The sequence below is a fragment of the Tistrella mobilis KA081020-065 genome, from assembly GCF_000264455.2.
Lineage (GTDB): Bacteria > Pseudomonadota > Alphaproteobacteria > Tistrellales > Tistrellaceae > Tistrella > Tistrella mobilis.
In genome coordinates this window covers 757863-779723 of sequence record NC_017958.1, presented here as the reverse complement: position 1 = coordinate 779723, position 21861 = coordinate 757863, and the positions used below count along the sequence as shown (strand labels likewise).

The 21861-nt window shown below is 68.1% G+C and carries 18 protein-coding genes; 2 read left to right on the top strand and 16 right to left on the bottom strand.

Annotation, left to right across the window (positions count from 1 at the left end; all coding sequences use genetic code 11):
- Positions 1-3 precede the first annotated feature (3 nt).
- The 10 genes from TMO_RS27060 to TMO_RS27015 all read right to left on the bottom strand — a co-directional run bounded on the left by TMO_RS27060 (position 4) and on the right by TMO_RS27015 (position 12200).
- Complete coding sequence (locus tag TMO_RS27060) at positions 4-1248, bottom strand: MFS transporter (RefSeq protein ID WP_014748252.1); 1245 nt, start codon at positions 1246-1248, stop codon at positions 4-6.
- On the bottom strand, positions 1245-2531 hold the full coding sequence (locus TMO_RS27055; RefSeq protein ID WP_014748251.1) for an ATP-grasp domain-containing protein: 1287 nt from the start codon (positions 2529-2531) through the stop codon (positions 1245-1247). Before TMO_RS27055 ends, TMO_RS27060 begins: the two co-directional genes overlap by 4 nt.
- A 9-nt stretch (positions 2532-2540) precedes the next feature.
- Positions 2541-3785 carry a hypothetical protein gene (locus tag TMO_RS27050; protein WP_145978468.1) on the bottom strand — a complete coding sequence of 415 codons (1245 nt, stop codon included), beginning with the start codon at positions 3783-3785 and terminating at the stop codon, positions 2541-2543.
- On the bottom strand, positions 3786-4847 hold the full coding sequence (locus TMO_RS27045) for an iron-containing redox enzyme family protein (protein WP_014748249.1): 1062 nt from the start codon (positions 4845-4847) through the stop codon (positions 3786-3788).
- A complete protein-coding gene (locus TMO_RS27040) occupies positions 4802-6214 on the bottom strand; it encodes a 2-isopropylmalate synthase (protein WP_014748248.1) in 1413 nt (470 codons plus the stop codon). Before TMO_RS27040 ends, TMO_RS27045 begins: the two co-directional genes overlap by 46 nt.
- Complete coding sequence (locus tag TMO_RS27035; protein ID WP_014748247.1) at positions 6211-7233, bottom strand: PLP-dependent cysteine synthase family protein; 1023 nt, start codon at positions 7231-7233, stop codon at positions 6211-6213. Before TMO_RS27035 ends, TMO_RS27040 begins: the two co-directional genes overlap by 4 nt.
- Before the next feature lie 212 nt (positions 7234-7445).
- The gene (locus tag TMO_RS27030) at positions 7446-8729 is read right to left on the bottom strand and encodes a TRAP transporter large permease (protein ID WP_014748246.1); all 1284 of its coding nucleotides are present in this window, start codon (positions 8727-8729) and stop codon (positions 7446-7448) included.
- On the bottom strand, positions 8726-9232 hold the full coding sequence (locus tag TMO_RS27025) for a TRAP transporter small permease (protein WP_014748245.1): 507 nt from the start codon (positions 9230-9232) through the stop codon (positions 8726-8728). Before TMO_RS27025 ends, TMO_RS27030 begins: the two co-directional genes overlap by 4 nt.
- Positions 9233-9337: 105 nt before the next feature.
- Positions 9338-10333: a TRAP transporter substrate-binding protein DctP gene (gene dctP / locus TMO_RS27020; RefSeq protein ID WP_014748244.1), complete on the bottom strand. Its 996-nt coding sequence runs from the start codon at positions 10331-10333 to the stop codon at positions 9338-9340.
- A 202-nt stretch (positions 10334-10535) separates the two neighbouring features.
- Entirely contained in the window at positions 10536-12200 is a 1665-nt protein-coding gene (locus TMO_RS27015; RefSeq protein WP_051045635.1) for an amidohydrolase family protein, read from the bottom strand.
- A 244-nt stretch (positions 12201-12444) separates the two neighbouring features.
- Between TMO_RS27015 and TMO_RS27010 the strand changes: the two genes are divergently transcribed.
- The gene (locus TMO_RS27010) at positions 12445-13872 is read left to right on the top strand and encodes an FAD-binding oxidoreductase (protein ID WP_014748242.1); all 1428 of its coding nucleotides are present in this window, start codon (positions 12445-12447) and stop codon (positions 13870-13872) included.
- On the opposite strand, the gene TMO_RS27005 is transcribed toward TMO_RS27010, so the two are convergent.
- A complete protein-coding gene (locus tag TMO_RS27005; protein WP_014748241.1) occupies positions 13838-14914 on the bottom strand; it encodes an AraC family transcriptional regulator in 1077 nt (358 codons plus the stop codon). The genes TMO_RS27010 and TMO_RS27005 overlap by 35 nt on opposite strands.
- A gap of 165 nt (positions 14915-15079) precedes the next feature.
- On the opposite strand from TMO_RS27005, the gene TMO_RS27000 reads away from it, so the two are divergent.
- A complete protein-coding gene (locus tag TMO_RS27000; protein ID WP_014748240.1) occupies positions 15080-15874 on the top strand; it encodes a crotonase/enoyl-CoA hydratase family protein in 795 nt (264 codons plus the stop codon).
- 223 nt (positions 15875-16097) lie between these two features.
- Here TMO_RS27000 and TMO_RS26995 read toward each other — a convergent pair whose 3' ends face one another.
- The 5 genes from TMO_RS26995 to TMO_RS26975 all read right to left on the bottom strand — a co-directional run bounded on the left by TMO_RS26995 (position 16098) and on the right by TMO_RS26975 (position 21652).
- Positions 16098-17771 carry a N,N-dimethylformamidase beta subunit family domain-containing protein gene (locus tag TMO_RS26995; protein WP_014748239.1) on the bottom strand — a complete coding sequence of 558 codons (1674 nt, stop codon included), beginning with the start codon at positions 17769-17771 and terminating at the stop codon, positions 16098-16100.
- On the bottom strand, positions 17771-18721 hold the full coding sequence (locus TMO_RS26990; RefSeq protein WP_014748238.1) for an aminotransferase class IV: 951 nt from the start codon (positions 18719-18721) through the stop codon (positions 17771-17773). The genes TMO_RS26995 and TMO_RS26990 overlap by 1 nt, the downstream gene beginning before the upstream one ends.
- 3 nt (positions 18722-18724) lie before the next feature.
- Positions 18725-19369, bottom strand: a complete 645-nt coding sequence (locus TMO_RS26985) for a TetR/AcrR family transcriptional regulator (RefSeq protein WP_014748237.1) — start codon at positions 19367-19369, stop codon at positions 18725-18727.
- Positions 19370-19527: 158 nt separating this feature from the next.
- The gene (locus TMO_RS26980; protein ID WP_014748236.1) at positions 19528-19986 is read right to left on the bottom strand and encodes a GFA family protein; all 459 of its coding nucleotides are present in this window, start codon (positions 19984-19986) and stop codon (positions 19528-19530) included.
- Between the two features lie 34 nt (positions 19987-20020).
- Positions 20021-21652, bottom strand: a complete 1632-nt coding sequence (locus TMO_RS26975) for an alpha-amylase family glycosyl hydrolase (RefSeq protein WP_014748235.1) — start codon at positions 21650-21652, stop codon at positions 20021-20023.
- Positions 21653-21861 lie beyond the last annotated feature (209 nt).

Here is a 21861-nt window from a genome sequence, read left to right as displayed (position 1 = left end):
TCATCAGATACCGGCCGCCTTGCGGCTGCCGTGGCGGCTGCCGGCCTCGATGCCGAGCAGGATGACGACCCCGATCCCGGCCGTGATCGCAGCGACCACCGGCAGCGGCATCAGATCGGCGAGCGCGCCGCTCAACAGCGTGCAGCCGATCAGCAGGCTGGTGCCCAGCGCCCCCACCGCCGCCTGCATCGTGGCCATGTCGCGGCTGGGCGTGGCCTGGATCAGCTGGGCCTGGGCGGCGGTGAAGGCGGCTTCGAACAGGAAGATATAGGCGAAATAGCCGAGATGTAGCCCCGTCTCGCCGGCGACCAGCGTCACCGCCCAAAGCATCACGCAGGCCCCCAGATGGGTGAGCGGCGCGAAGCTGCGATGGCGGGCCAGCGCCCCCAGCACCGGGATCGCCACCGCCCCCAGGATGATGGCGAGGCCGCTGGTGATCTGCAGATGCATCACCGCGCTTTCATCCAGCCCCAGATGGCGCATGGGCAGCACCACCCGGGCGGTGTTGTGAAACCCCTGCAGCACGCCGGTTGCGGCCACGACATAGCCCGCCGCCAGCCAGAGCCGCCGATCGGCGCGCATCAGCGTCAGCGCTTCGGCAATCGCGCCCCTTCGCCGGCCGGGCGCGCGGGGGGCTGCGTCGTCGGCCGGCCTCAGATCGGGCAGCGCCCGATAGCAGGCGGCCGAGATCAGGAAGGTCATGGCGTCGACCGCGCAGACGCCGATCAGCGGCAGATGTTCTACCGCCACCGCACCCGCCAGCCCGCCCAGCGCCCCGCCGACATAAAAGGACAGGTTGAAGGTGGACGAGGCAAGCGTCAGCGCCGGCCCCTGGAACATCAGCTTGACCAGCACCACCCGCGAGGTCTTGGTCACCGCTTCGGCCAGGCCCCGGATCAGGAAGCAGGCGAGCACCGCCACGGTCAGATCGGCGGTCAGCAGCAGGCCGATCGCCAGAGAGATCACGGCCCCGGCGATTTCGGCCAGGATCACCGTGCGGCGCAGCCGCCGGCTTTCCGCCAGCCGGCGGACCAGCGACACCGCCACCACCGGCAGGATCCACTGAAAGGCGAAGACCGAGGCGGCACCCAGCCCCGAGCCGTGGCGCTTCAGTAATTCGGCCGAAACCGCAAGCAGCAGCATGAAGGTGCCGGTGGCGCTGACCAGCATCGCCGCCCAGAGCAGCAGGAACCGCCGATCGGCGAAGAGCGCAAGCCGCGAGGGCAGGGCTGGGGTGGTGCCGCTCATTCGACCAGCTCCACCAGTTTCACGCCCAGTGTTTCGGCGATCTCGGCCCGCAGCGCCTCGCAGGCGGCGGCCGCCTCGCCGATGGTTGGTGCAACCATTCGAACAACACCTAACACGTCCTGGTTGCCGTCCATGCGCCGGTAGCTGGCCCCGGGGCGGATGTCGCAACCACCCGAGGCCATGCGCGGCCGGAAGGCTTCGAACCAGTCGGGTGCCAGATCGGCGCGCACGGTGCAGTCTTCGGCCATGGTGATGAAGCTGTGGCTGGCGGCACAGGTCTCGGGCAGCCAGTCCGAAACCGGGCTTTCGCCGGCATGGACGCGCACCAGCAGCTCGAACGGGTCGATGCCGGTGGCGGTGCGGATCAGATCGGGGATGGCGCCGCCGGCAATCCGCGGGTTCACCTCCACCAGCCGCGGCCCCCTGTCGGTCATGATCAACTCGATATGGAAGATGCCGATGTCGAGGCCCAGCGCCTCGGCCACGGCCACCGCATAATCCCCCGCCGCCCGGCGGTCTTCGGCGGAAAGCGGGGCGGGGACGGTGGAGCCCATCTCCAGAACCGGATCGTCACGGCCGGTCTTCCGCCGCACCAGGATCAGCGGCACCTTGGCGCCCGAGGCGAGGCCCGCCAGTTCCAGCGAATGCAGCGGGCCACGGGCGATCTCTTCGATGATGAAAGCGGCATCGGCCAGCTCGTCGGCAAGACCGGTCTGCAGCACCTCGCGGCGTTCGGCCAGGGTGGCGAAATGGCGGTGGATGTCGTCGGGCGTCTTCGCCCAGGTGGTCAGTGCCTTGCCCAGACCGTTCACCGGCTTCACGATCACCGGGTAGCCGATGCGCGCCGCGGCGTCGAGGGCATCTTCCAGCGTGCGGACGGTGGCATGGGCGACCGAGGGCAGCCCGGCGCGGTCGAGTGCCGCCCGCGTCAGCGCCTTGTCGCGGGCATTGATCATGCCCCGTGCCGCCGTGGCCCGGATGCCGAGCCGGCCGGCCGCGATCGCCGCCGGGGTGGCCGCCGGCTGCAGGGCGGTCAGCACCGCATCGACCGGCCCGCCGGCCATCAGATCCCGCAGCGCCGCCTCGATCAGCGTATCCGAGCGGGTGTCGGCGATCTCCACCCGGCGGATGCCGAGCGTGCGGATCCGCTCATGCTCGGCGGGCGGTAACAGCCAGTCGAAACGGCCGGAGCGGATCAGCGTCACCTCGTGCCCCATGGCCAGCGCATGATCGATCGCCCGCGTGGCGGGGCGGGTGGTTTCCACGAAGACCATATGCGCCATGGCCGTACCTCATACGGGTTCTGCGAGGGGGAGGGGCTGTCCGGCCGCAGGCGGCCGGGCAAGGGCGGCCAGAATCTGGCCGCCACGCAACGCATACTGCCCCGTCGGGGTCAGCGCGCCGTCGTCATAGGGGTAGGGGTCCATGCCCATCACGAAGATCTGCGCGGGCGACCCCTCGGGCAGCGGGATCCGGCCGTCAGGGCCGGGGCGGACCACGGCCCGTCCGCCTGCGGGATCCCAGGGCCGGCCGTCGATGGTCATGGCCAGTCTGCGGCTTTGATAGCCCAGCGCCTGGACGATCAGATCGGCCCGGTCCAGCAGGTCGGCCGCATCGTCGATCGCCGGGATCTGCCGCTGGGTGAAGCCCTGGCGCGCGCCTTGGGCGATCTCGCGGAACAGGGCGCGGGCCCGGTGGCGCAGCCCCGAATAGCGAAAGACCTGGCCGGTTTCCGGGCAGATGTCGCGGGCGAGGTCGGGCAGGGCCTCCAGCGGGCCATGCGGCTCGGCGACCTGGGCGTCCATGTTCGGGTAGAACAGCCGGGCGGGTCCGCGATGCAGGATGGTGACCTCGGCCGAAAGCCGGCCCGCATCCACGGCATCGGCCAGCACCAGGGCGGCCGAATAGGCGCTGTGCGATCCGCCGGCGATCACGATCCGCACCGGTCTGTCTGCGGGTAGAGGCGGCAGGGCGGCCAGATGGTCGCGTACGATCCGGCCCGACGGGATCGTACGCGCCGCCCAGGGGGCGAGAGCGTCATGGGCGGGCTCGGTGATGCCCAGCGCCAGCACCAGTGCCCGGGTGTCGATGCGGCGGCCCGAGGCGAGGGTCAGCCCGATCGCCTCTTTGTCCACCGCTACATGCACCAGCGGATCTTCCCGGATCAGCCGGTCGGGCGGCAGCAGCGTGGCCAGCCTGTCGCCGAAGCGGTCGAGGGCGCCTGCCAGCAGCGCCAGATCGAAGGCGCCCCGGTGCTCGCGCAGCCGGCGCACGGCCGGATCGTCCAGCACGGGGCCGAAGGGCCCCGCCGGATCCACCCAGCCGAAGAAATCCGAGCCGGTCGAATTGGACTGGATCCGGTATCCCGGAAAAGCCCCAGGCCCCGGCCGCGGCCCCGCATCGATCACCGTCAGGCGGTGGTCGAGCAGGGCCGGAGTCGCAGTGAGCAGCCCCATGCCCCTCAGCCCGCAGCCGGCAAGGACGATCTCAGCGGCAGGGGTTTGGGAGAGAAGGTCTCCAACGGCGAGGGCGGTCATTCAGGCCGCCGCAGGCAGGAGCATCATCATCCGGTCGCAGACCGCGGCGGCATGTTCCAGCCGGCGGGCCATGCCGAGGACGATCTCGCCCATCACCTCGGGGCGCTCGGCCAGCATCGGCAGCACCACCTCGTTCATCCAGCCGGCGGCGTGTTCGATGTCGACCACGGTGTGTTCGATCAGATAGCGCATGGTGTCGTCATCCAGCCCGACCCGCCGCCAGCCCTGGATCTGCCGGTCCAGCCGCCCGGGAACCATCAGTTCGGTGGCCAGCATCATGCCGATCGCCTGGGGCAGCAGGGCGCGGTTGAACACGCTGTGGAAATACATGTTGGCGAGGCGAAGTTCCTCCAGGCAGAAGGCCTCGACCTCGGTGACATGTACATCCTCGCGCACGCCCAGCGCCGTCATCATGTCGAGCCGGAGCTGGCGATGCGCCAGCCGCTGGTCGCCGCGGCCCATCTCGTCCCAGAAATTGCGCGAGAACTCGGCCTTGGCGCCGCCATGCACCCCCGGCAGCATCATGGCCACGATGTCGCCGAAATGGATGTCGAAGGGGGTTTCCTGAACGATGAAGCTGCGCAGCTGGTCGAAGCTGGCCCGGTCGCTCAGGAAATCGAACAGCGGATGGCCGACATTGGACCGGTGGGCCTGGCAGTGATGCGTGGCCCAGCCGGCGAAATCCGTCACTTGCGGCAGGGGGCCGAAGAAGCCGGTCAGCCGGCGGCGTTCGGCCGCCTCCCAACCGGTTTCCAGCGTCCGGCGCAGCAGATCGACCCGGACATCGTCCAGATCGCGCCATTGCGGCGACCAGGGCACCAGGATCCGCCCGGCATAGATGGCATACAGCATCCGGTGCACGGCCAGGTCGCCCACCGGGTCCAGCCCGTCCTCCTGCGCCAGCCCGGCGGCCGCGATTGCCGCAAGGTCGAGCATGTCGCGCCACTGTTCCTCATCGGCGCCGGCGACCCGGTCGCGGAAGATCGGCCAGAGCGCGGTCGCGGCGGCGGTGGCGGTCAGGCCGTCTTCATATGCACGGCGGTCAGATGCGCGCTCAGCCATGACGTCATAGCCTCTTCGGTAAAGAAGGATGCGTTCAGCGTGTCCTGATACTGTTCGATCAGCTCGCCCAGCCTTGCGCGGGCGCCGGCGCTGCGGCGGGCCCATTCGGCGTCCAGATGTTCGAACAGCGCGTCGGCGATCTCGGGCGTCGGCTCCAGGCCGAAGGGGGCGAGCAGCTGGCGTTCGCGCAGAAAGCGCAGCAGCCCGTCGCGACCGCTGCGCACCCCGAACATCGCCACCAGTCGGGCACCGACCTCTTCGGGGGCGATCGCGTCGAAGATCCGCGGGGCCTTGCGCAGCAACTCGGTACGGATGCCGCTCTGCACGCTGTGGGTGACGACGCCGGTGATCGCCTGGGCGGGGTTTTCCATCAGCCCGTAGATCCGCTCTGCCATCCGGCTCAGCCCGTGCAGCCGGCTGGGGTCCACGCCCGGCAGCTCCACGCCGTAGAGTTTGCGCAGCGCCATCACCACCTCGGCCAGCGGCGGATGTCCGGCCCGGTTGGCGAAGCCGCCGACCGAGACGTCGACCCCCTTCAGCCCCAGCGACAGCCCCATCACCGCATTGGCGGTCGACATGCCGAAATCGTCGTGGAAATGGCCGTAGAAGGCGATGTCGGGGAAGCGCGTCACCGGCTCGCCCACGGTCTGGGGCAGCTGATGGGGCAGGCAGGTGCCGGCGGTGTCGACCAGGCGGATCTGGCGGATGCCGGCCGCGGCCACGGTTGCCACCGCATTCATCAGATGGCCGTGATCGGCGCGGAAGGCATCCAGCAACCCGACCATCACCCCGCCGCCGCGCCAGCCGGTCACCACCGGCAGGAAATCGGCCAGCCAGTCCAGATTGCGCGCCCGCCGCGTGGCATCGTCCAGCGCCTCCCAGGCGGCCTGATCCCAGTCGACGGCGCCGTCCTTGCGCAGAATGGTCGGAAACAGATGGGTGATCTGCAGATCCGAAACCGAATGGATCGCGATCACATGCACCGTGTCGAGCGGGATCGCCAGTTCGTCGAGCATGGCCAGCGTCTGGCGCATGGTCACGCCGACATGAGAGATGACCATGAAGCGCAGATCGGCGGGCAGCTGCCCGGCCTGCTGGCGGCGCACCAGCCGTGCCAGCAACTCGGCATTCTGCGGCACGTCGGGGAACATGCCGACCACCAGCGTGCGGATGCCGACATCGGCGATCGCCCGGGCCAGATCGCATTTGGCGTCCAGGTCCGGCGGCACGCTGGCGCGTTCGGCGCCCTCGCGCAGGCTTTCGTCCATCAGGTCGATGCGGTCGGCGAAGGCCCAGCGCGCGCCCGGCATCACGCCGGCCGCCACCGGGGATTCGGCCACGGACGGCCCGGCTGCGACGGCGGTCATTCTGCACCTGCCACGGCCGCCATGGCCTGCGGCGTTGCTGCCGTCGGAGCCGCCAGATGGCCATGCCGGACCATCCAGGCATCATCCAGGAACTTGCTGCGATACATGTTGCCGGAATCGGGCAGCAGCACCACGATCCGGCCGCCGGGGAAGCGGTCCGCCACCTGCAGCGCGCCCCACATCGCAGCCCCGCTCGATCCGCCGCAGAGCAGCCCTTCCTCGCGCACCAGCCGGCGCGCGGTCAGGAACGAAGACCTGTCGTCGACCCGGATGATGTCGTCGATCACCGAGAAATCCACCGCCTCGACCAGATAATCCTCGCCAATGCCCTCCACCTGATAGACATGCGGTGTGCTCAACCGGCCGTGATGGAACTGGTCGTGGAAGACGCTGCCTTCCGGGTCGACGCCGATCACCCGGATCGACGGATCCCGTTCCTTCAGATAGCGGCCCACGCCGCTGATCGTGCCGCCGGTGCCGATGCCGCAGACGAAGGCGTCGATCCGGCCGCCGGTCTGTTCCCAGATCTCGGGCCCGGTGCTGGCGTAATGGGCGGCTGCATTCAGCGGGTTGTTGTACTGGTCCGGATAGATCGCTCCGGGCGTCTCTTCGGCGATACGCCGGGCCTGGCTGTAATAGCTTTCGGGCGCTTCCGCCGGCACGGCGGTGGGGGCCACCACCACCTTCGTGCCGAAGGCGCGCATCCGGGCGATCTTCTCGGGGCTCATCTTGTCGGGGATGGTCACCACGCAGCCGATGCCGCGGACGGCCGCCGCCATCGACAGGGCGGCGCCGGTATTGCCCGAGGAATTCTCGACCAGCACGGTCTCGGGCGTCAGCGCGCCCGCTTCCTCATACCGCTCCAGCAGGTAGCGGACCAGGCGGTCCTTGACGCTGCCACCGGGGTTCATGAATTCGAGCTTGGCGAAGATCTCCGCCGGCAGCTCCCTCGCAACGCGGCGGATCCGGACCATCGGCGTATCGCCGACGGCATCCAGGACCGAGTCGTAGACCTTCATCGAATGCCGCTCCCCAGCTGATGAAGAATGGACTACAGACTGCCACTGTTCAATTCAGGCGCGACTGTAACATGCGAAACAATCGCGTCAAGGAATTTTGCCGGACAAAAATAAACTTAAGGTTCTAAGAATCGGGGAGCCCTTGCCGCAAAACGAAACGGCCCCCGCCGATGGCCGGCGGGGGCGGTTCGGAACAGGTCGGAGGGGCGCGGTCAGCCGAGCAGCCGCGGCAGGGCCAGAACCACCCCGGGAACATAGGTGATCAGCGCCAGCACCAGGATCTTGACCAGCAGCATCGGCCAGAGCGCTTTGGAGACCTCTTCGACCGACAGCCTGCTGATCGCGGCGCCGACGAACAGCGAATAGCCGAAGGGTGGGGTGGCCATGCCGATCGCGAAGTTGATCACCACGATCGCGCCCAGATGGATCGGGTCCAGCCCCAGGCTGGCGCCGATGCTGGTCAGCACGCCGCCCAGGATGATCATCGCCGCCACATTGTCCATGATCGCGCCGATGAACAGCAGCAACACGTTGATCATCATCAGGATGACGATCGGGTTCGACGAGACCGACAGTATGGCTTCGGCGATCACCGTCGGCAGCTGTTCGATGGCGACCAGCCAGCCGAAGGCCGAGGCGACGGCGATGATGCTGCAGACGATGGTGGTGGTGCGCATCGACTGGAGCAGAATGCCCGGCAGGTCGCGGACCTTCAACTCGCGATAGATGAACATGCCGACCACGAAGGCATAGGCGACGCCGATCGCCGAGGCCTCGGTGGGGGTGAAGATGCCGCCATAGATGCCGCCCAGAATGACCAGCGGCGCCGCCAGCGCCCATTTGCCGTCATTCAGCGCCACCAGCAGTTCGCGGGCGGTCGCCCGGCGGGTCGCCTTGGGGATGCCCTGGGCGCGGGCGGCGAACCAGCACACCGTCATCAGCCCGATGGCGATCAGGATGCCGGGCACGATGCCCGCCAGGAACAGTTTGGTGATCGACTGTTCGGCGACCACGCCCCAGATGACCATGGGGATCGAGGGCGGGATCATCTGCCCGATCGGGCCGGCGGCGGTGGAGAGTGCTGCGGCGAAGCGGCGGCTCCAGCCGTGGCGCTCCATCTCGGGCACCATGATGCCGCCGATGGCGGCGGTGGTGGCCGGTGCCGAGCCCGAGATCGCGGCGAAGAAGGTGGCCGAGAGCACAGTGACCATGCCGAGCCCGCCGGTCACATGCTGCACCAGAACCTGGCAGAGCCGGACCAGGCGGCGCGACAGCCCGCCATGCATCATCAGATCGCCGGCCAGCACGAAGCCCGGAATGGCGAGCAGGGTGAAGACCTGGGTGCCCGAAATCGTCCGCTGGGCCAGCACGATCAGGTCGAAATCGGCAGCCCAGAGCCCGGCGATGGCGGCAAGGCCCAGCGAGAAGACGATCGGCACGCCGCTGAACAGGCAGACGGCGAAGGCGATCAGCAGAACGGCTGCGGCGGTGCTCATACCATGCCTCCGGTTTCGGGCGTGCCGTCGATCACCGATTGCGGAGCCAGCAGCCGGGCCAGGGCGTGGATCGCCCCCAGCACGCCGGTCACCGGGGCCGCCATGTGCAGCGCCTCGATCGGGTATTGCACCGCGGCCGAAACCTGGCCCAGCGTGGCCGAGACGTATTCGGCCCCGGTTGCCGCGAACACCAAGCAGAAGATCAGCACCGTCAGCGTCAGACAGCGCATCCAGATGCGCCGTGCCGCCCCGGGCAGCAGGTCGATGAACAGCTGCAGGCGGACATGGCCGTCGTCGCGGATCGCGGTCGTGGCGGCGAGCAGCACCACCCAGGTGAACAGGAACAGGGCGAGTTCCTCGGTCCAGGTGAAGCCCTGGCCGAGCACATAGCGCGAGAACACCTGGAGGATCAGGCTCACCATCATCACGGTGGTGATGGCCACGATCACCCAGCCGGTCACCCGGGCGAGCCCGCGCGAGAGGGTCTGGAGCAAAGCCGACATGGGGGGCACCGTCTGCCGTCAGGATCGGGGGATGCGCAGGTCCGGAATGGCATCCGGCCGGCAGCGCGGGGGGCGCACTGCCGGCCGGACGGTCCGTCACCAGGGTCAGTTGACCTCGGCGAGGGCCTTGTCCATCAACTCGGCGCCGATCCGCGGCTTGAAGCGGTCGTAGACGCCGGTCACCTTGGACCGGAAGGCGGCGGGATCGCTGATCTCGTTGACCGTCATGCCGGCGGCCTTCAGCTCTTCGATGATCTGCCTGGTGTTGTCTGCCACCTGGGCGCGCTGGGCGGCGATCGCCTTGGGGGCCGCGCGCAGCACCGCCTCCTGCTGTTCTTTGGTCATCTTCTCGAAGCTGCGCTTCGAGATCAGCACGCCCAGCGCCGAATAGGTATGGCGGGTGAGCGAAAGATACTTGGTGACCTCGGCGAACTTGTTGGCCTGGATGACCGCGACCGGAATTTCCAGCCCGTCGATCGTGCCCTGCTGCACGGCGGTGAAGGTCTCGCCCCAGGCCATCGGCACCGGGTTGCCGCCCAGCGAGCTGAACATTTCCAGGAAGACCGGGTTCTGCATCACCCGGTACTTCACGCCCGACACGTCGTCGGGCTGGGCCACCGGGCGGGTGTTGTTGATCATGTGGCGGAAGCCGCCCTCGGCGAAGCCCAGGCCGATGATGCCGCGGTTGCGCAGCTTGCCCATCAGCTCCTGGCCGACATCGCCGTCCAGAACCTTGTGGGCCTGGGCCTCGTTCGCGAACAGGAAGGGCAGGTCCAGCAGCTGGAAGGCCGGCTCGACATTGGCGATCACCGCATTGGTGATGATGCCGCCGTCGATGGTGCCGAAGGACATGCCTTCGATCATTTCCTTCTCGTCGCCCAGCTGGCGGTTCGGGAAGTACTTCACCTCGAACACGCCGGGCATCTCTGCCTCAAGCGCCGCGGCGAAGTCGCGCGCCGCAATCGCATAGGGGTCGGTGGCACCGTCAGAGGTGGTCCAGCCCAGCTTCAGGGTCACGTCGGCGGCCATCGCCGGCACGGTGGCGACCAGCGCGCCAAGGCCGAGTGCTGCGCCGAGAAGGGTGCGTCGGGTGAAACCCATGGGTGCGTTCCTCTTGCTTTTCAGGCAGTTCGCGAGACGGGGGCGAGGGCGCGGGAGCGCCCGCTTGGGCCGGGGGACTGACAGACTCCCGCCATTGAGGCGGGGGCCAAGGGCGCGGGAGCGCCCGCCCGGCGAGGGGCTAAAACGACTCCCGCCATTGAGGCGGGGGCCAAGGGCGCGGGAGCGCCCGCCCGGCGAGGGGCTAAAACGACGACTCCTCGAAGCCGTAGAGCCTGGCGGGGTTGGTTGCCAGAATGCGGTCGCGCGTGGCGGCGTCGGGCGACCAGTCGTCGAGCATGTCGAGCAGGTCGCCGTCATTCGGCATCGGGATGTTGACGTAGGGGTGCGGCCAGTCGCTGGCCCAGACCACCCGTTCCGGATTGGCCGCGATGATCGCGCGGGCATAGGGCGCCACGTCGTCATAGGGCGTGCGGCTGGCCGAGGTGATGCGATAGGCGCCCGAGATCTTGGCCCAGGCGCGGCCGTCGGCCAGCAGCGACAGCATCTCCTGAAAGCCCGGATGGTCGGTGCCGATCGAGGTCGGCATATGGCCCAGATGGTCGAAGACCACATCGACCGGCAGGCGGCCCAGGGTCTCGCGGATGTCGGCGAATTCCGACACGTCGATCAGCATCTGCATATGCCAGCCGAAGGGGGCGATCTTCTCGGCCAGACGGCGGACGTCCGAGACCTCGATCCCGCTCTTGAACAGCAGGTTGATGCGCACGCCGCGCACGCCGGCCTCGTGCATCCGTTCCATCTCGGCGGTGTCGATGTTCTCGTCCACCACTACCACGCCGCGGAAATCCGGGCCGCCGGCGCGGATCGCATCCAGCGTCGCGCGGTTGTCGGTGCCGTAGACGCTGGGCTGCACGATCACCGCGCGCTGGATGCCCAGCGTGGCGAGCATGTGCTTATAGGCCGGCAGCAGGGCATCCGGCGGGGTGTAGGTGCGGTGCCGCGTATAGGGGTAGCGGCTTTCCGGCCCGAAAATATGCGCATGGCAGTCGCAGGCGCCCGGCGGCGGGGTGAAGCGCGGCTTGCGGGGCTGCGGATCTGCGGGCGCGCAGACCGGTATGAGGTTCTCTCCGATCAAGGTCATCCTGCTTTCTTCCCAACCCTGCAGGCCGCGGAGGCCCAGGCGGTCGGCGGATCTGAGCAGATGGAACCAGGCCGCGCGGCGGGCCTTGTCCGGATCGCCCAGGCGGACGGCCGTCAGGATCCCCTCGAATTCACGCAGCAGCTTGCGCGCGGCATCGCGGCCGCCGGTCGCGCGTTCGGTTTCCACCGACAGCGCCACGCGGATGCGCGAGGCCAGGAACTGCATGAAGTCGCGGAAATGCGGGTTGTTGCTCGCGATGGCGATCGCGCGGTGAAAGGCGTGCTGTTCGTCGACCGCCGCTTCCCCGCGCTCCAGCCGGGATTTGAGGGCCTGGAACGCCTCTTCGACCTTCTCCAGCTGGGCGCGGCTGCGCCGGCGTGCGGCCATGGCCGCGACGCTGACCTCCAGTTCCATGCGGAGTTCCATCACATGACGGAAATCCTCGATGGTCCTGAGCCCGTCGGTGTCGATCTGGAACGAGGCGGCACCCGGATCCTCGGTCACGAAGGCGCCCACACCCTGGCGGGTGGTGACCAGGCCTTCCTGCCTCAGTTTTGCGATCGCCTCGCGGATGGCGCTGCGGCCCACGGCGAACTCGACGGCGAGTTCGGCCTCGGTCGGCATGCGTTCGCCCGGGGCGAAGACGCCGGTCGCGATCCGCTCGGAAATCTGCCGGGCGATCTCGTCGGACAGTCTCTTCGGGCGATTGAGTGCCTGGAACTGACGTTCCGGCGCCTTTCCGCTGCGGTCGGTCACGTGTTTCATCCCCGTCTGTCGCGCCTTGTCCTTGAATGTGGAGCCCGCAGAACGGGCCCCCTCGGGGTCTTGATGCCAGTGGCGCAGCCTGTTGTCACGACTAGCATGACGTCAGTTGTCTGACAACTGAAATCCGATGTATGAATTTAGCCCTGGGCAGTGCCCTGCAAGCCTGCCATCCTCGCCCCGCCGCCGGCCCGCTCGTCACCTCGGGTATGCGCGCCGCGGCCAATCATTCGGAGGAACCGGACCCATGCCTGCCGCCGCCACCATCGCGCCCGATACCCTGATCGACCGCCTGCGCGGGATCACCGGCCCGCGCGGTCTGATCACCGATGACGGCGACATGGCGCCGTTTCTCGAGGACTGGCGGAAGCTTTACAGGGGCCGGGCGATCGCCGTGGTGCGCCCGCAATCGACCGAAGAGGTCGCGGGCGTGGTGCGGCTTTGTGCCGAGGCCGGGATCGCGATCGTGCCCCAGGGCGGCAATACCGGCCTGGTCGGCGGGGCGGTGCCGGGGCTCGACGGTGCCTCGATCCTGCTGCAGCTGGGCCGGATGAACCGGATCCGCACGCTCGACACGCTCGATTTCTCGATGGTGGTGGAAGCTGGCTGCGTGCTGGAGACGGTGCAGCGTGCCGCCGCCGATGCCGGGCGCAAATTCCCGCTCAGCCTCGGCGCCGAAGGGACCGCCCAGATCGGTGGGCTGATCGCGACCAATGCCGGCGGCATCCATGTCATGCGCTATGGCATGATGCGCGATCTGGTGCTGGGGCTGGAGGTGGTGCTGCCCGACGGCTCGGTGCTGTCGGAGCTGACCACCCTGCGCAAAAACAATGTCGGCTACGACCTGAAGCAGCTGTTCATCGGCGCGGAAGGCACGCTCGGCATCGTGACGGCCGCCTCGCTCAAGCTGTTCCCGCAGCTGCGCGCCAGCCGCACCCTGTTCTTCGCGCTGCCCTCGCTCGCCGACGGGCCGAAGCTGCTGTCGCTCTGCCGCGAGTTCACCGGCGATGCGGTGGAAAGCTTCGAGCTGATCCCGCGCCAAGGCATCGATTTCGCTATCGCCCATGTGGCGGGCGTGGTCGACCCGCTGGAGGGGCGGCCGGAATGGACGGTGCTGACCGAAATCTCCGGCCGCTCCGACGAGCGCCTGCAGGAGGATCTGGACCGGCTGGTCGAAGAGGCTTTCTCGGCCGGGCTCGTCACCGACGGCACGATTGCCCAAAGCGAGGCCCAGGCCAAGGCGCTCTGGCTGCTGCGCGAAGCCATCGTCGAAGGCCAGCGCCTGGCGCCGGGCATCCAGATCAAGCACGACGTCTCGGTTCAGGTCTCCGACGTGCCCGCCTTCGTCCATGCGGCGTCGGAAGCGATCTGGCGGGTGCATCCGGATGCGCTGATCAACCCCTTCGGCCATCTGGGCGACGGCAACATCCACTTCAACGTTCAGCTGGCGGCTGGCGCGTCCAGGGATGCGGTCGACGGCGTGTCCGACATCACCTACCGGGTGGTCGACCAGTTTTCGGGCTCGATCAGCGCCGAGCACGGCATCGGCCGGCTGAAGGCCGCCTCCTATGCCAAACGCTGCCCGAAGCCGCGCGCCGAGCTGATCGCCCGGCTGCGCAAGGCGGTGGATCCCAAGGGGCTCATGAACCCGCTCGTGTTCCGCGCCGGGAAATAGGGGCGGCGCTCTCCCCGCCGGCCGCGCCGCCGCCGGGCTGGCGATAGGCACCCGGCGTGCTGCCGGTCCAGGCTTTGAAGGCGCGATGGAAGACCGCGGCGGAATCGAAGCCCAGCTCGGCTGCGATCGCCGCGATCGGCCGGTCGGTGCGGGTCAGCTCGCGGATCGCGACGTCGCGGCGCAGCGCCTCTTTCACCGCCCGGAAGCTGGTGCCTTCCTCGGCCAGCCGCCGCGACAGGCTGCGGGTGGACTGGCCGAGGGCCGCGGCGACCGTCGCCAGATCCGTGGGGCCGGACAGATGGCGGGCCAGCTCGTCGCGTACCCGATCGGCCATCTGCGGCTCGCGCAGCGTGGTGAACAGCCACTGCCTTGGCGCGGCATGCAGGAAGGGCAGCATCTCCTGCCGGCTGCGCCGAAAGCTCTCCCGCCCGATCGCGGCCGGCATGCACAGCCGGGTGACCGGCGCGTCGAAGCGCACGGGGCAGGGGAAGAGCAAGGCATGATCGGCGGCATGGGCCGGGGCCGGAAAGGCGAAGTCCACCCCGGTCACCGGGGTCTCGCGGCCGGCCAGCCACGAGGTCACGCCGTGATGCAGCTTCATCATCAGCGCATGGCCGAAGGGGCGGGTGACGGCGTCGTCGGCTGCCCTCTCAAGCGTCACCTCGATGGTCTCGCCCAGGCGGTGGCACTCCAGCCGCCAGTCGTCGAGCAGCAGGTTCCAGACCCGGGTGAAGCGATAGAGCGCGGTCAGGATCGAGGGCGCATCCAGCATCGCGGTGCAGAGCAGCTTCAGTGATCCGGTGCGGATCCGCCGCGACCACAGCCCCATCATCTCGTCGCCGGTGCCGATCGCCACCTGCTGATACAGCGCCACCATCTGGTCGCGGGTCACGCGTGCCGCCGGGGCATCCAGCAGGTCGGGGGCGATGCCGGCCGCCGCCACGAAGCCGCGCAGCCGGTCGGGCGTGGTGATGCCGGCTGCCGCCTCCAGCAGCCCGTGCACGAAACCGGTGGAGAGCGTGTCGCCGGCATCGGTGTGCATGTCTCCGCCCTCCTGGCATGGGGGGATGAAGTTTGGCGGATTATGCATATCGGGCGGCGGGTCGTGGGATTTTTTCCGGCGGGATTTCAGCGTATGCCTGCCGATGAGACGCCGGCACCGTGTGCCGCGCGCGGCGCATTCCGCCAGCAGATCCGGAGAGCCAGCATGACCACCATTCCCGCCCCCTCGTCCGACGACGTGCTCAAGATCGAGATCGACGGCAATGTCGCGATCGTCACTATCAACCGCCCCGAGATGCGCAATGCGCTCGACGAGGCGGCCGTGGCGAAGATCGACGCCTTCTTCTCCAATGTGCCGCCCGAGGTGGGCGCGGTCGTGCTCCAGACCGAAGGCCCGCATTTCTGCGCCGGCCTGGATCTGAAGGAACACCACGCCAAGCGCCGCTCGCCGACCGAATTCATGCGGGTCTGCCAGGGCTGGCACCGCGCTTTCGACAAGATGCAGCATGGCGGCATCCCGATCGTAGCGGCCATGCAGGGTGCGGTGGTCGGCGGCGGGCTTGAACTCGCCGCCGCCGCCCATGTCCGCGTCGCCGACCGCACCGCCTATTTCGCCCTGCCCGAGGGCCAGCGCGGCATCTTCACCGGCGGCGGCGCGACCGTCCGCGTCGCCCGTATCATCACCCCCGGCCGGATGATCGAGCTGATGCTGACCGGCCGCGTGATCGATGTGGAAGAGGGGCGGCGCCTGGGCCTTGCCCATTACATCGCCGACGACGCCCGCGCGACGGCACTCGACCTCGCCCGCAAGATCGCCGGCAATGCCCGGCTGTCGAACTACGCCATCGTCACCGCGATCAACAAGATCTCGGACATGTCGGCCACCGACGGTCTTTATACCGAAGGCCTGATCATGTGCATGGTCCAGACCGCCATCGACGACGTCCAGGGCCGGCTGGGCGATTTCGTCGGCAAGCGGACGGAGAAGGTGCAGTTGTAACGGCTGTCGGCTCCTGACTGCCTGTATATCCGGGCGTCACTTCTGCCCGGTCGCGTCCGGGAGTGCCGCGACGACTTCTTCGGTCGCAGCACTCCCGGAAGCTTGCGGCGGCAATGTACATCATTGCAAGCACCGGATACACGAAGACCCGCGCTAAGCGCGGGCCTCGGAAAGTACGCAGGATAAGGGCCCCTGCAGTACGGCTTGAAGATTGGGAGTGCAATCAACTTCCGTGCACCTGCCCCCCACAAAACCGGTCCAGCACGTTGCGCGTCACCCGCTCGGTATAGGGATCGCGGGTGATCAGCCCGTTGACCCATTCGCAGGTGCCGGCGGTGAACACCTCGCCGGCGCCTTTGGTGAAATGCACCACCATGCCGCTGCCGCGGGCATGTTTGCGGAGGCTTTCCTCCGACGCATCGTCGGTCAGCAGCGCGGCGCGGAAGCGGGCGTCGGCATCGCCCAGCATCAGTGACCAGCCGTCCTCGGGCCGTCCGCCTTCGGCCAGGGTCGCCCAGCCCATGGCCAGGATCTGAAGGCCTTCGGGCGCGCCGTCGGTGAAGGTCGGTTCCGGCAGGCCGTCGGTGAAGGTGTAGTCCAGCCCGTCCATTTCGAAGCCGAAGATATTGGCCTCATCGCCGAACATGTCGGCATAGCAGAGCCCCGTGCCGGCGAAGGCCCAGTGTTCCGGCCGGAACACGGTGAAGCCGCGCGGTGCCCGCCGCGCCATGCCGCCGAAGGCCGCATAGATGCCGCGGAGTGCGTTCACGCCGAAGGTTTCCGCCCCCGGCCGGCCGACCAGCGGGTCTTCCCAGGCGCTGGTGAGGCGGGTGGTGTCGCCCGACAGCCGGATCGGATCATGGCCGCGGGCATCGTATTTGTACGAAACCTGGCGGCGGAGATCGTCCTCCAGCCGGATCTGCCAGAGGAAATTGCCGGCGAAGCGCGCCACCCTGCCGCCGCCCGCGACATAGCCGTCCACCGTGTCGCGCATTTCGGCCGACCAGTATTCGTCATGGCCCACGAAGACCGCGCAGTCATAGCCATCCAGCGCTGCCGGATCGGCGTGGATATCTTCCTGGGTCAGCACCTCGACCCGATAGCCGGCCTGTTCCGCCCAGATCAGGAAGGGCCGTTCATAGGAAGCCCAGCCGGCGAGGGCGTAGTATTTGGTGAATCCATGCAGGAAGGCCCATTCCACGCAGTCATAGCGCGCCGGACCAGGGCCGCGTGGACGGACGGCGTTGACCGAGCGCGGCGCCCCTTCGGGCAGCCAGATCTGGCCGCGCGCCCAGGGTCTCTGGGTCGAGAGGATGGGGGATCGGCCGCGCGGACGTTCGGGGTCCATGCCGTAATAGTGATTGGCGCCGCCCCAGTCGTTATAGGCCGACCAGGTGCCGGTGGCCGCGACCAGGGCGATGCCGCCCGCGGGCGCGGGATTGCGGATCACCACCAGATGATGGCCGAGCGGCAGGGCGTCCGGGTCGGCCGCGTCGCGGATTTCGATCAGATAGCCGCCGGGGGCCAGATCGGCAGGGATGGTCCAGTCATGGGCCACCGGCCAGCCGCAGCCGGTCTCCCAGGCCCGTTCAGGCACCGCATGGAACCTGGTTTCCAGCGGCCCCATTTCGGCCGCGAGCCGTGGCGACGCCCCCTCGCGCAGGATGCGCAGGCGCACCGCTTTCAAGGTCGACGACAGGTGCAGCCGCACCGTTTCTCCCGGCCGGTAGCTCCGCCGGTCGGAATAGCACCAGGCGGCTGCCGGTCCGTCCGGCTCGGGGCGTTCCGCCCAGAGTTCGCGAGCGCCGTTGCGTGGCCCCGAAAACGGTTGCGCGCGCAGATCCCCGCCGGGGCGGTCGCCCCGTGCCGATCCGGAACCGGTTGCCGTCTCGCTCATCAGGCGGCCTCCAGCCCGGCGGTGGCCTCCAGCGGCAGCACCGGTGTGGCATAGCGCGGATCGGCATGGGCCGCCCAATAGGCATCGTAGAGCCGCATGGTCACGGGGCCCGGCCGGTCATTGCCCAGGATCCGGCCGCCGACGCGCGAGACCGGCATCACCCCACCGGCGGTGGTGGTGGTGAAGACCTCGTCGGCCTCGTCCAGCATCTCGCGCGTGATCGGCGCCACCCGGCCTTCCAGGCCCAGCCCGTCGCACAGCTCGAGCACCGTCTTGCGGGTGATGCCCTGGAGCGCGCCCCGATCGGGGGTCAGCACCCGGTCGCCCGACACGATGAAGACGTTGAAGCCCGGCCCCTCGGTCAGGAAGCCGTCGCGGTCGAACAGGATCGCGGTGTCATAGCCCTCGTCATGGGCTTCCAGCAGGCCCGAGGTCAGGTCGTTCCACTGATAGTTCTTGACCGTGGGGTCGACCGAGGCGTCGGGCACGCGCGGCGTGCCGGCGATCCAGAGATGCGCGCCGCGGGCCTGCACGTCCTTGGGGATCACGTCGATCCAGGGGATGGCATAGGCGATCAGATGGTTGTCGCAGTCTTCCGGACGGCGCGAGCCCGCGACCCGCGGCCGGCCGCGCGAACAGGCCATGGCGACATAGGCATGGGACAGCCCCGCCAGCGCCACACAGCGATGCAGGATCGCCTCGATCGCCGCCCGGTCCTCGGCCGGCTTCAGCCGGCGGCGGGCCATGGCCCGCTCGAAGCGGTCCAGATGGTCCTGCAGGCGGAAAAAGGCGCCGTCATGGACATGGACCACGTCATAGACCACGTCCGACCGGGTGAAGCCCCAGTCGGTGACGGGCAGGACGGCCTCGTCCATCGGCACGAAACGGCCGCGGACCCAGGCGGCGCCGCCGGCGAAGCGGCCCGTCCCGGTCTCGTTCTGATCAGTCATGGCTCAACCCCCCAGGGGATGGACGCGCTTGGGCGTGTTCTCGGCAATGTAGAGGCGCAGATAGGCGATGCGGGCGCGGAGCGATTCCGCGGCCATCTCGGGCGTCACATCGCCGTCGCGGGCGAAAGACAGCGCCCAGATCGCATCGCCGATGGTCATGGAGACTGGCAGGGCGCGGGCCAGTTCGTCGCTGTCGGGCACCACGAAATGGCGCAGCAGCCGGTCATACTGGATCTCGCCGATCTGCCGGTTGGCGGACAGGTCGGCCGATCGGATCTGCCAGCCGCTTTCAGGTCCGAGCAGCAGCCGCATCGCCACCGGATGGTTGCGATAGAAATCGAGCGCCCGGTCGCAATGGATGCGGAACAGATCGGTCCAGGCTGCGAGCCGGTCGTGATCGACCTCCTCTTCGGCCAGAACCTCGAACTTCTCCATATACCGCCGGGCCAGCTCGAACAGCAGCACCCGCGTGTTGGGAAAGTAGTGGTAGAGAGAGGCCGGCGGCACACCTGCCGCCGCCGCCACTTCGGGCAGGCTGATTTCGGTGGTGCCCCGCTGCTGAAGCACGCTTTCCGCCGCGTCGAGAATGCTCTCGAAACGCAGCCTTCCGCGCCGTTGTCTGGGCGCGTCTGCGACCGTCGACGTCATCCGGCTCCCCCCGAACTGAAGTCGATGCGATTCTGTCTGAAGAAGAGCCTAGCGTGAGATTTGGGGGCGCTCAAGCCGGTAAATTCGAATTAATTCGAGTTTTGTGAGGGAAGGGCAGGGGCCATGAAAAAGGCGGCCCCGAAGAGCCGCCCCTGTCGTCAGGATCCGGGTGCCGTCGTGCCTCCGGCGAATTCGGCCAGAAGGGCCGGGTATGCCTCCATCGGCGGGAAGCCCGGATAACTGTGCACCGCGGGGGTGGTGGCCCAGGGGAGTTTGTCCGCGGTCCAGGTTTCCATGAAGGGGCTGAAACCGGCCGCATCGGCCAGCAGGGTGGCACGGACATTCACCAGCTCGTCCATGCCGTCGGGGCGGGTGAACAGCCAGCTGGCGCAGTCGGGGCAGAAATGATGGGTGGCCATCTGCCCCACCCGCCGCGCCACCGGCGTGCCCGTCGTCACCCGGAAGCGGTCGGAGAGATAAAGACTGCTCAGCGAAAAGGCGCTGCCGGTCATGTGCTGGCATTCATGGCAATGGCAGGCCATGGTGATCAGCGGCCGGCCTTCGACCTCGAAGGTCACCGCGCCGCAGCGGCAGGTCCCGGGAATTTTATCATCCATTTCGCGTTTCCCGTTTCGGGGGTGGGGGGCAGGCTCAGTCGCGCAGCCAGGCGAAAACCGCACCATAGGGCGGCAGGGTGACGCGGTCGCCCTCCACCCAGCCCAGCGCCAGGCGGTGATCCTCGTCCACCTCGTCCACCTCGCCCGCCAGTGCCACCGATCCGCCGCGGCCGGCCAGTTCGATCGCCACCATCAGCCGGCGGCCGTTCAGGCTGCGCACCAGGCAGATCATGTGCTCGGTGGCCTCGACGATGTCGATGTCGCCGGTCACAAGCTCGGGCCGTGCCTTGCGCCAGCGCAGGAAATGGCGGGTGAAGGACAGCACCGATTGGGGATCGGCCGCCTGGGCCGCCACCGCCCTCAGCAGATGGTCGTTGGGGATCGGTAGCCAGCCGTCGACGGTGGAAAAGCCGGCATGGCGGTCGCCATCCTCCCACGGCATCGGCGTGCGGCAGCCGTCGCGGCCGGCGAAATCGGGGAAGAAGTTGAGCCCGTAAGGATCCTTCAGCTGTTCATAGGGCACGTCCGCCTCGGGCAGGCCCAGTTCCTCGCCCTGATAGAGGAAGACCGTGCCGCGCAGCGAACACAGCAGCGCGATCAGGGCCTTGGCGAATTCCGGCGGCGCATCCCGCCCGCCCCAGCGCGAGACCACCCGCTCGACATCATGGTTGCTGAATGCCCAGCTGGGCCAGCCGTCGCGCCCCGGCCGGCCGTCGATGCCGTCGGCATGAAAGGCGTCGACCGCACCGGTCACATGGCGCGGATCGAATTCCGGGCCGAGCAGGGCGAAGGAATAGGCGGTATGAAGCGGCGCCTTCGGGCCGGCATAGTCGCGCATCACCTTCAGGCTGTCGTCGTCGGCGATCTCTGCGATCAGCAGAATATCACCGTATTCATCGGTGAGCGCGCGCAGGCGCCTGAGGAACCCCAGGGTCTCAGGTTGAGATTTATTATAAAGATGCCGCTGGTAGTTGTATGGATTGGACGGCGTCACCGCCTCGGTGGGCGGCATATCGGCGGGGCGCGGCGGGTTGTTCCGCAATTGCAGGTCATGGGTCAGGCAGTTGCAGGCATCCAGCCGGAAGCCGTCGACGCCGCGGTTCAGCCAGAAGCGGCACTCGTCGAGCAGGGCATCCTGCACCGCGGGCAGGTGCAGGTTCAGATCCGGCTGATCGGCCAGGAAGTTGTGCAGATAGTATTGCCGCCGCCGCGGTTCCCAGGTCCAGGCACTGCCACCGAACATCGACAGCCAGTTGTTGGGCGGCGTGCCGTCGGGGCGCGGATCGGCCCAGACATACCAGTCGGCGCGGGCATTTTCGCGGCTGCGCCGGCTTTCCTGAAACCAGCGATGGCGCTGCGAGGTATGGCTCAACACCATGTCGACCACGACCTTGAGCCCCAGCCGGTGCGCCTCTGCCAGCATCACATCAAAATCGTCGAGCGTTCCGAATAGCGGGTCGACTTCCCGGTAGTTTTCGACGTCATAGCCGAAATCGGCCATCGGGGACTTGAAGAAGGGTGAAATCCAGACGGCGTCTACACCCAATGCCGCCAGGTGCCCCAATCGCCTGGTAACACCCGGAAGATCACCGACACCATCCCCGTTCGTGTCCTGGAAGCTGCGCGGATACACCTGATAGATCACCGCACCTCGCCACCATTGCATAGGCTCGTCCCTTCGCTGTCGCACCCGCTGGCGCATCGTGCTATGATCATACGCATTGATCCGTGGGTTTCACGCGTCCTTTGGCGGTTTTCCGTGGGACACCCTTCATTCCGCTGCAGCGCAGCATATATTTAAGACCAACGTGCCCCGCGGTGCGGCCTGCTGCGCCGGGGCGGCGCGACCGACAACAACGAGGGAGCATCATCGCG